The organism is Caenispirillum bisanense, from assembly GCF_039523075.1.
Lineage (GTDB): Bacteria > Pseudomonadota > Alphaproteobacteria > Rhodospirillales > Rhodospirillaceae > Caenispirillum > Caenispirillum bisanense.
Genome location: NZ_BAAAEP010000095.1, coordinates 1 through 6,851, shown reverse-complemented (window position 1 = coordinate 6,851; position 6,851 = coordinate 1). Strand labels below are relative to the sequence as shown.

General features: G+C 70.5%; 6 protein-coding genes. 2 read left to right on the top strand and 4 right to left on the bottom strand.

What is annotated here, in order from left to right; all coding sequences use genetic code 11:
• From ABD056_RS22215 to ABD056_RS22200, 4 genes are all read right to left on the bottom strand, one after another.
• Positions 1-1,552 (bottom strand): response regulator (locus ABD056_RS22215; protein ID WP_343870412.1); only part of this gene is annotated, 1,552 nt, incomplete at its 3' end.
• Positions 1,553-1,696: 144 nt separating this feature from the next.
• Positions 1,697-2,059, bottom strand: a complete 363-nt coding sequence (locus tag ABD056_RS22210; RefSeq protein ID WP_343870410.1) for an Hpt domain-containing protein — start codon at positions 2,057-2,059, stop codon at positions 1,697-1,699.
• Between the two features lie 167 nt (positions 2,060-2,226).
• On the bottom strand, positions 2,227-3,216 hold the full coding sequence (locus ABD056_RS22205; RefSeq protein ID WP_343870407.1) for an LLM class flavin-dependent oxidoreductase: 990 nt from the start codon (positions 3,214-3,216) through the stop codon (positions 2,227-2,229).
• A 42-nt stretch (positions 3,217-3,258) separates the two neighbouring features.
• A complete protein-coding gene (locus tag ABD056_RS22200; RefSeq protein WP_343870405.1) occupies positions 3,259-4,176 on the bottom strand; it encodes a DUF389 domain-containing protein in 918 nt (305 codons plus the stop codon).
• Between the two features lie 195 nt (positions 4,177-4,371).
• Here ABD056_RS22200 and ahpC point away from each other — a divergent pair, with 195 nt between their 5' ends.
• Both ahpC and ahpF read left to right on the top strand, forming a co-directional pair.
• A complete protein-coding gene (ahpC, locus tag ABD056_RS22195; RefSeq protein WP_343870404.1) occupies positions 4,372-4,935 on the top strand; it encodes an alkyl hydroperoxide reductase subunit C in 564 nt (187 codons plus the stop codon).
• A gap of 97 nt (positions 4,936-5,032) precedes the next feature.
• Positions 5,033-6,613, top strand: a complete 1,581-nt coding sequence (ahpF, locus tag ABD056_RS22190; RefSeq protein WP_343870402.1) for an alkyl hydroperoxide reductase subunit F — start codon at positions 5,033-5,035, stop codon at positions 6,611-6,613.
• Positions 6,614-6,851 lie beyond the last annotated feature (238 nt).

Below are 6,851 nucleotides of genomic sequence, written 5' to 3'. Positions count from 1 at the left end.
CGGCGACGTCGCCGTCGGCCAGTTCCCGCGCCAGCTGGCGCAGCAGCGCCGCCGCCTCGTCCACCCCCGGCCCGGCGGCGGCCGGGGCCGCCATTCCGTCAGCGACGGCGGCCGGGCGGGCGACCGGCGCCCAGCGCTCGCGCATGGCGCGCAGGTCGGCGGCGCGGAACGGCTTGGCGAGATGGTCGTTCATGCCGGCGGCAAGGCAGCGTTCGCGCTCGCGGTCGCCGGCATAGGCGGTGAGCGCCACGATGGGCACCGCCTGCCACTCCGGCAGGGCGCGGATCAGGCGCGTCGCCTCGATGCCGGTCATGCCGGGCATCTGCACGTCCATCAGGATGATGTCGAAGGCGGTGTCGGTGGCCGCCAGGATGTCGAGCGCGGTGCGGCCGTCCTCGGCAGTGAGGATCTCGTCGCCGGCGCCCTCCAGGAAGCCGAGCGCCACCTCGCGGTTCACCATGTTGTCCTCGACCAGCAGGATGCGCCGCTGCGCCGCCCGCTTCAGCGGGCGCGGGGCGGCGACCGCAGGCACCTCGCCCGGTGCCAGTGCCGGCGCCGGTGCCGGAGCCGCCACCGGGTCCGCCGCCGCTGCCTCGGCCGTTGGAGACTGCGGCGGCAGGGTCGCGCCCGCCGGTGCCACCGGCAGGTCGACGATCATGCGGGTGCCGGCGCCGGGGCTGCTGTCGACCGCCAGCGTGCCGCCCATGAGGGTCACCAGCCGGTGTGCCACCGCCAGCCCGAGGCCGAGGCCGCCGTAGCGCCGGGTGGTGGTTTCGTCGCCCTGGCGGATGCCCTGGAACAGCCCCGCCGCCACCTCCGGCGCCATGCCGATGCCAGTATCGGCGACGGTGAGCCGCAGCCGCACCGGCGCCCCGTCCGCCGCCTCGCCGGCGGGCGCCTCCGTCGCCGTCAGGCCGACCGTGATGCCGCCGGCGGCGGTGAACTTGACGGCGTTGGACAGCAGGATGGCCAGCACCTGCGACACCCGCACGGTGTCGAACACCACCGCCTCCGGCAGGCTGCCGTCGGCCTCCAGGGTCACCGTCAGGCCCTTGGCGCGGGCGGGCGGCGCCGCCTGGGCGACGGCGCGGGCGACGATGGCGCGGGGATCGGCGCGGGCGGCGTCCAGGGTCAGGCTGCCGGCCTCAAGGCGGGAGAAATCGAGGATGTCGTTGATGACCCGCAGCAGCGATTGCGCCGAGTCGTCGATCTTCGTCAGGTAATCGCGCTGGGTCTCGGTCAGGTCCGTCCGCAGGGCGAGGAAGCACATGCCGATGATGCCGTTCATCGGGGTGCGGATTTCGTGGCTGATGTTGGCGAGGAAGCGGGTGCGGTCCCGTTCCGCGGCGGCGGCGGGGGGGCGGGCGGGCTCCGCCGCTTCCTCGGCCACCGCCAGGGCATGCGCCTGCTCGGTCAGGCGACGGCGGAGCTGCACGAGGCGATGCGCCAGCACGGCGCCCCCTGCCGCCAGCGCCACGGCGACGCCGGTGGCGATGCTGCCGGTCAGAAGGGCGGCGGCAAGGGCGGCGCCCCCGCCGACCGTCGCTGCCACAACACAATCCGCCGCACCGGCGCGGACGCGCCGGGGCCTGTTCCCCTCAACCCCACCCATGGCGTCACTCGTGCTTATACGAACGGCAACCATAGGCCCTCACTGCCATTATACCAGATGGAAAAAGGGCATAGGGCCCGCCGGTCAGGCGGCGATGGCCTCCGGCCGGGCCAGGGTCCGCGCCGGCTGCACCGGAGGCAGGGAGCGCCGCAGCGCGGCCATGGCGGCACTGAGGTCGGCGGCGAGGTCGATGGCGCGGTTGCGGTTCGGCCGCGGCGCCATGGCCGCCGCCTCCAGCGCCGCGGCCAGCAGCGACACATGCTCGACGCCGAGGATGGCGGCGGTGCCCTTCAGGGTGTGGGTCTGGCGGCGCACGGTGCCCCAGTCGCACTGCATCAGCGCTTGCAGGATCAGCCCCCCCTGACCGGCGGCGGGGGTCCAGAACTCATCCGCCAGCGTCTGCAGCAGGGCGATGCGGTAGGTGTCGTCGACGGGAGGCAGGCTCATGGCGGGGTGTCCGGCTGGAGGTCCGACGGGTGCGTCTCTGCCATGACAGACAGCAACCGCCGTGCCAGCCGCCGGGCTGTCGACAAAACGCAGGCGTCGGGCCGGCGCTGCCCGGTGGTAAGCGGCGCATTCCGCGACGCCGGTTCCGAAAACGCGGCGCAGGCGGATCACGCCTGCCGCCACGCCTCCGCCAGGAGTCGGAACGAGTGCAACCGGGCGGCGTGCTCGTGGATCTGCGCCGTCACCATCACCTCGTCGGCACCGGTGGCGGCGACGAACTCCGCCAGCTCCTGCCGCACCGTCGCCGCCGTGCCGACGAAGGCATATTGCAGCGCGTGGTCGACCATCTCCAGCTCCGCCGGGCTGCCGACGGCGGCGATGTCGTCCACCGGCGGCGGCAACTTGCCGGGGCGGCCGCGGCGCAGGGCGATGAACTGCTGCTGCAGCGAGGTGAACAGCCGCCGCGCCGCCTCGGCATCGTCGGCGGCGAAGACGTTGACGCCCAGCATGACGTAAGGCCGCGCCAGCTGCTCCGACGGGCGGAACTCGCTGCGGTAGAGGCGCACGGCGTGCATCATGGCATCGGACGCGAAGTGGGAGGCGAAGGCGAAGGGCAGCCCCAGCATGGCCGCCAGCCGGGCGCTGAACAGGCTGGAGCCGAGCAGCCACAGCGGCACCTGCGACCCCGTGCCCGGCACCGCCCGCACCGCCTGACCCGGCCGCTCCGGCCCGAGCAGCGCCTGCAACTCCACCACATCGTCGGGGAAGCTGTCGCCGCTGTTGCCGAGGTCGCGGCGGAGCGCCCGCGCGGTGCGCTGGTCGGTGCCGGGGGCACGGCCGAGGCCGAGGTCGATGCGGCCGGGATAGAGCGCCTCAAGGGTGCCGAATTGCTCGGCGATCACCAGCGGGGCGTGGTTCGGCAGCATGACGCCGCCCGAGCCGACGCGGATGGTGCGGGTGGCGGCGGCAACGTGGGCAATCACCAGCGCCGTGGCGGAACTGGCGATGCCCGGCATGTTGTGGTGCTCCGCCAGCCAGTAGCGGTTATAGCCCCAGGCCTCGGCGTGCTGCGCCAGGTCGCGGGTGTTGCGCAACGCCTGGGCGGCGTCGGCGCCGGCCGGCACCGGCGCCAGATCAAGGACCGACAGCGGTATCACGCGGCAGAACCTCCCGACAGTGAAGCGGGGCCGGTTCTCCCGTCACCCCAGGGAATGGCGGCGGTGGATGAAGATCTGCTTCAGCCACAGCACCACCGTGCTGGCGGCCAGCACGCAGACGGCTTCCACCGCCCAGCGCGTCAGTCCGCCTGCTGCCATCTGGGGATTGCCGGCGACGATTGCCATGCCGGCGATGGTCATGGTCGGCACCAGCGCAAGCGCCACCATCACCCCGGCCGACAGCACCGACCGCTGCGCCGCCACCACCGCCGTGCCCGCCGCCCCGGCGCACAGCGACACGATGACGCCGGCCGGCGTGACGCTGGACCAGTAATCGATCCACGACCGCGCGGCCAGGTCCACCAGTCCATTGGGGTCCAGCAGCCGCAGCGCCAGGGTGCAGATCACCGCCCCCATGACCAGAAAGCCGTAGCCGACCACCGTCGACAGCAGTCCCCGCAGGGTGCTGATGCGCGGCCCGCCGATGAGGCCGAGGGGGATGCGCACCAGCGGCTCGAACCCCGGCGCGATGACCATGGCGCCGATGACGATGTGCAGGGTGTCGGTCCACAGCCCCGCCGCCGCCACCGCGCCGGCCAGCGCCATCAGCGTCAGGTAGTTGACCGACAGGTTGGTTTCCCGCCGCAGCAGGGAGATGATTTCCTCCCACGCCGCCTCGTTGGTCTCGCGATCGATGCCGTTCTTGTAGCCGGGCGCCACCAGGCTGCTCGGCTCGCTGGTGACGATGGTGCCGTCCTTGGGCAGGCCGAGCGCGTCGAAATGGCGGAACACCTGCTGCAGGGCATCGGTGGAGACCTGGATTCCGACCACGTCGCCCGGCGGCTGCAACGACACCCCGCGGTGCAGGGACAACCCCACCAGCCCCTCCAGCCCGCTCAGGCGGTCGATCAGAAGCTGGGTCTTGTCCGGCGGGACAGTGATCTCGATGGATCGCGGCATGGCGGCACTCCGTTGCTGTCGGCGAGGCAACGTCCGCTGCCGGACGGCCGCTGCTGAAGAAGCTGGCGCGCCGGGATATGATCGGTTTTTCCGGTTAAATTTGGCTGGAATTCCAATTTTTCTTCTAGGCTCATTGGGCCTAGGATGCGTCTCGTGCTCAGGTCACACACCAAACGCAGAGTGGAGAAACATCGAATGTCCCTGATCAACACCGAAATCAAGCCGTTCAAGGCCCAGGCTTTCAAGAACGGTCAGTTCGTCACGGTTTCCGACGCCGACCTGAAGGGCAAGTGGTCGGTGGTGTTCTTCTACCCGGCCGACTTCACCTTCGTCTGCCCGACCGAGCTGGAAGACCTGGCCGACAACTACGCCGAGTTCCAGAAGCTGGGCGTCGAGATCTACAGCGTCTCGACCGACACCCACTTCGCCCACAAGGCCTGGCACGACACCTCGCCGGCCATCGGCAAGATCCAGTACACCATGGTGGGTGACCCGACCGGCACCATCAGCCGCAACTTCGAAGTCCTGATCGAAGAGGTCGGCCTGGCCGACCGTGGCACCTTCGTGGTCGACCCCGACGGCAAGATCCAGATCGTCGAGATCACCGCCGGAGGCATCGGCCGCGACGCGCTCGAACTGCTGCGCAAGGTGAAGGCCGCCCAGTACGTCGCCTCCCACCCCGGCGAAGTCTGCCCGGCGAAGTGGAAGGAAGGCGAGAAGACCCTCGCCCCCTCGCTCGACCTGGTCGGCAAGATCTAAGGGTCATACCCTCTGCGGATGCCCGGACCCGGCGCCTCGGCGCCCGGGTCCGGGGGTTCGCCCGAACGAACAAACAAGTACCCAGGGGAACCTCGTCATGCTCGACACCACCATCAAGACTCAGCTGAAGGCCTACTTCGACAACATCACGCAGCCGGTCGAACTGGTGGCGTCCCTCGACGACGGCGAGAAGTCCCGCGAACTGAACGAGCTGCTGCAGGACATCGCCGCGCTGTCGGACAAGATCACGCTGGTCCGCCGCGACGATGACGCCCGCAAGCCGTCCTTCGCCATCACCCGCGCCGGCACCGACGTTTCCGTGCGCTTCGCCGGCCTGCCCATGGGGCATGAATTCAACAGCCTGATCCTCGCCCTGCTGCAGGTGGGCGGCCACCCCAGCAAGACCGCCCAGGACGTCATCGCCCAGGTGCAGGGGCTGCAGGGCAAGTTCCACTTCGAGACCTACTTCTCGCTGTCGTGCCAGAACTGCCCCGACGTGGTGCAGGCGCTCAACCTCATGAGCGTGCTCAACCCCAACATCACCCACGTCGCCATCGACGGCGCCCTGTTCCAGGATGAAGTGGAGGCCCGCAAGATCATGGCGGTGCCGACCATCTTCCTGAACGGCGAGCCGTTCGGCCAGGGCCGCATGAGCCTGGAGCAGGTGCTGGCGAAGATCGACACCGGCGCCATCGCCCGCGAGGCCGAGAAGATCAGGCAGAAGGACGCCTTCGAGGTGCTGGTCATCGGCGGCGGCCCGGCCGGCGCGGCGGCGGCCATCTACGCCGCCCGCAAGGGCATCCGCACCGGTGTGGCGGCGGAACGGTTCGGCGGCCAGGTGCTCGACACCATGGCGATCGAGAACTTCATCTCCGTCTCGCACACCGAAGGCCCCAAGCTGGCGGCGGCGCTGGAACAGCACGTCAAGGACTACGACGTCGACATCATGAACCTGCAGAAGGCGGTCAAGCTGGTGCCGGCCAAGGTGCCGGGCGGCCTGATCGAGGTGCAGCTGGACAGTGGCGCCAGCCTGAAGGCGCGCAGCGTGGTGCTGTCCACCGGCGCCCGCTGGCGGCAGATGAACGTCCCCGGCGAGGCGGAATACCGCAACAAGGGCGTCGCCTACTGCCCGCACTGCGACGGCCCGCTGTTCAAGGGCAAGCGCGTGGCGGTGATAGGCGGCGGCAACTCCGGCGTCGAGGCGGCCATCGACCTGGCGGGCATCGTCGCCCACGTGACGCTGATCGAGTTCGACACCAAGCTGCGGGCCGATGCCGTGCTGCAGACCAAGCTGCACAGCCTGCCCAACGTCACCGTCATCACCTCGGCCCTGACGACCGAAGTGCACGGCGACGGCAACAAGGTGGTCGGCCTCAGCTACAAGGACCGCACCGACGACAGCCTGCACCGGCTGGAGCTGGAAGGCATCTTCGTGCAGATCGGCCTGGTGCCCAACACCGAATGGCTGAAGGGCACGGTGGACCTGAGCCCGCGCGGCGAGATCGAGATCGACCCCGCCGGCCGCACCTCGGTGCCGGGCGTGTTCGCCGCCGGCGACGCCACCACGGTGCCCTACAAGCAGATCGTCATCGCCATGGGCGAGGGCTCCAAGGCTGCCCTGTCGGCCTTCGACTACCTCATCCGCACCGTCCCGGCCGACGAGGCGGTGGCGGCGTAACACCCGCCGGCCTCCCCCTTCTCGCGTACCGCCCAGCCTCGAGCGCCTACCCCAAGCTGCAATGAGAACCCTCATTGCAGCTTGGCAAGCGCGACCGCGCGCCGCCGCAAAGCGGCGTGAGCCAAGCGGCCGGAGGCCGCGCCCGGCGCATGAGGGACCAGAAAAACAACCAACCCCCGAAGGGGCAAGCGCGACCGCGCGCCGCCGCGAAGCGGCGTGAGCCAAGGCCGCGCCAGCG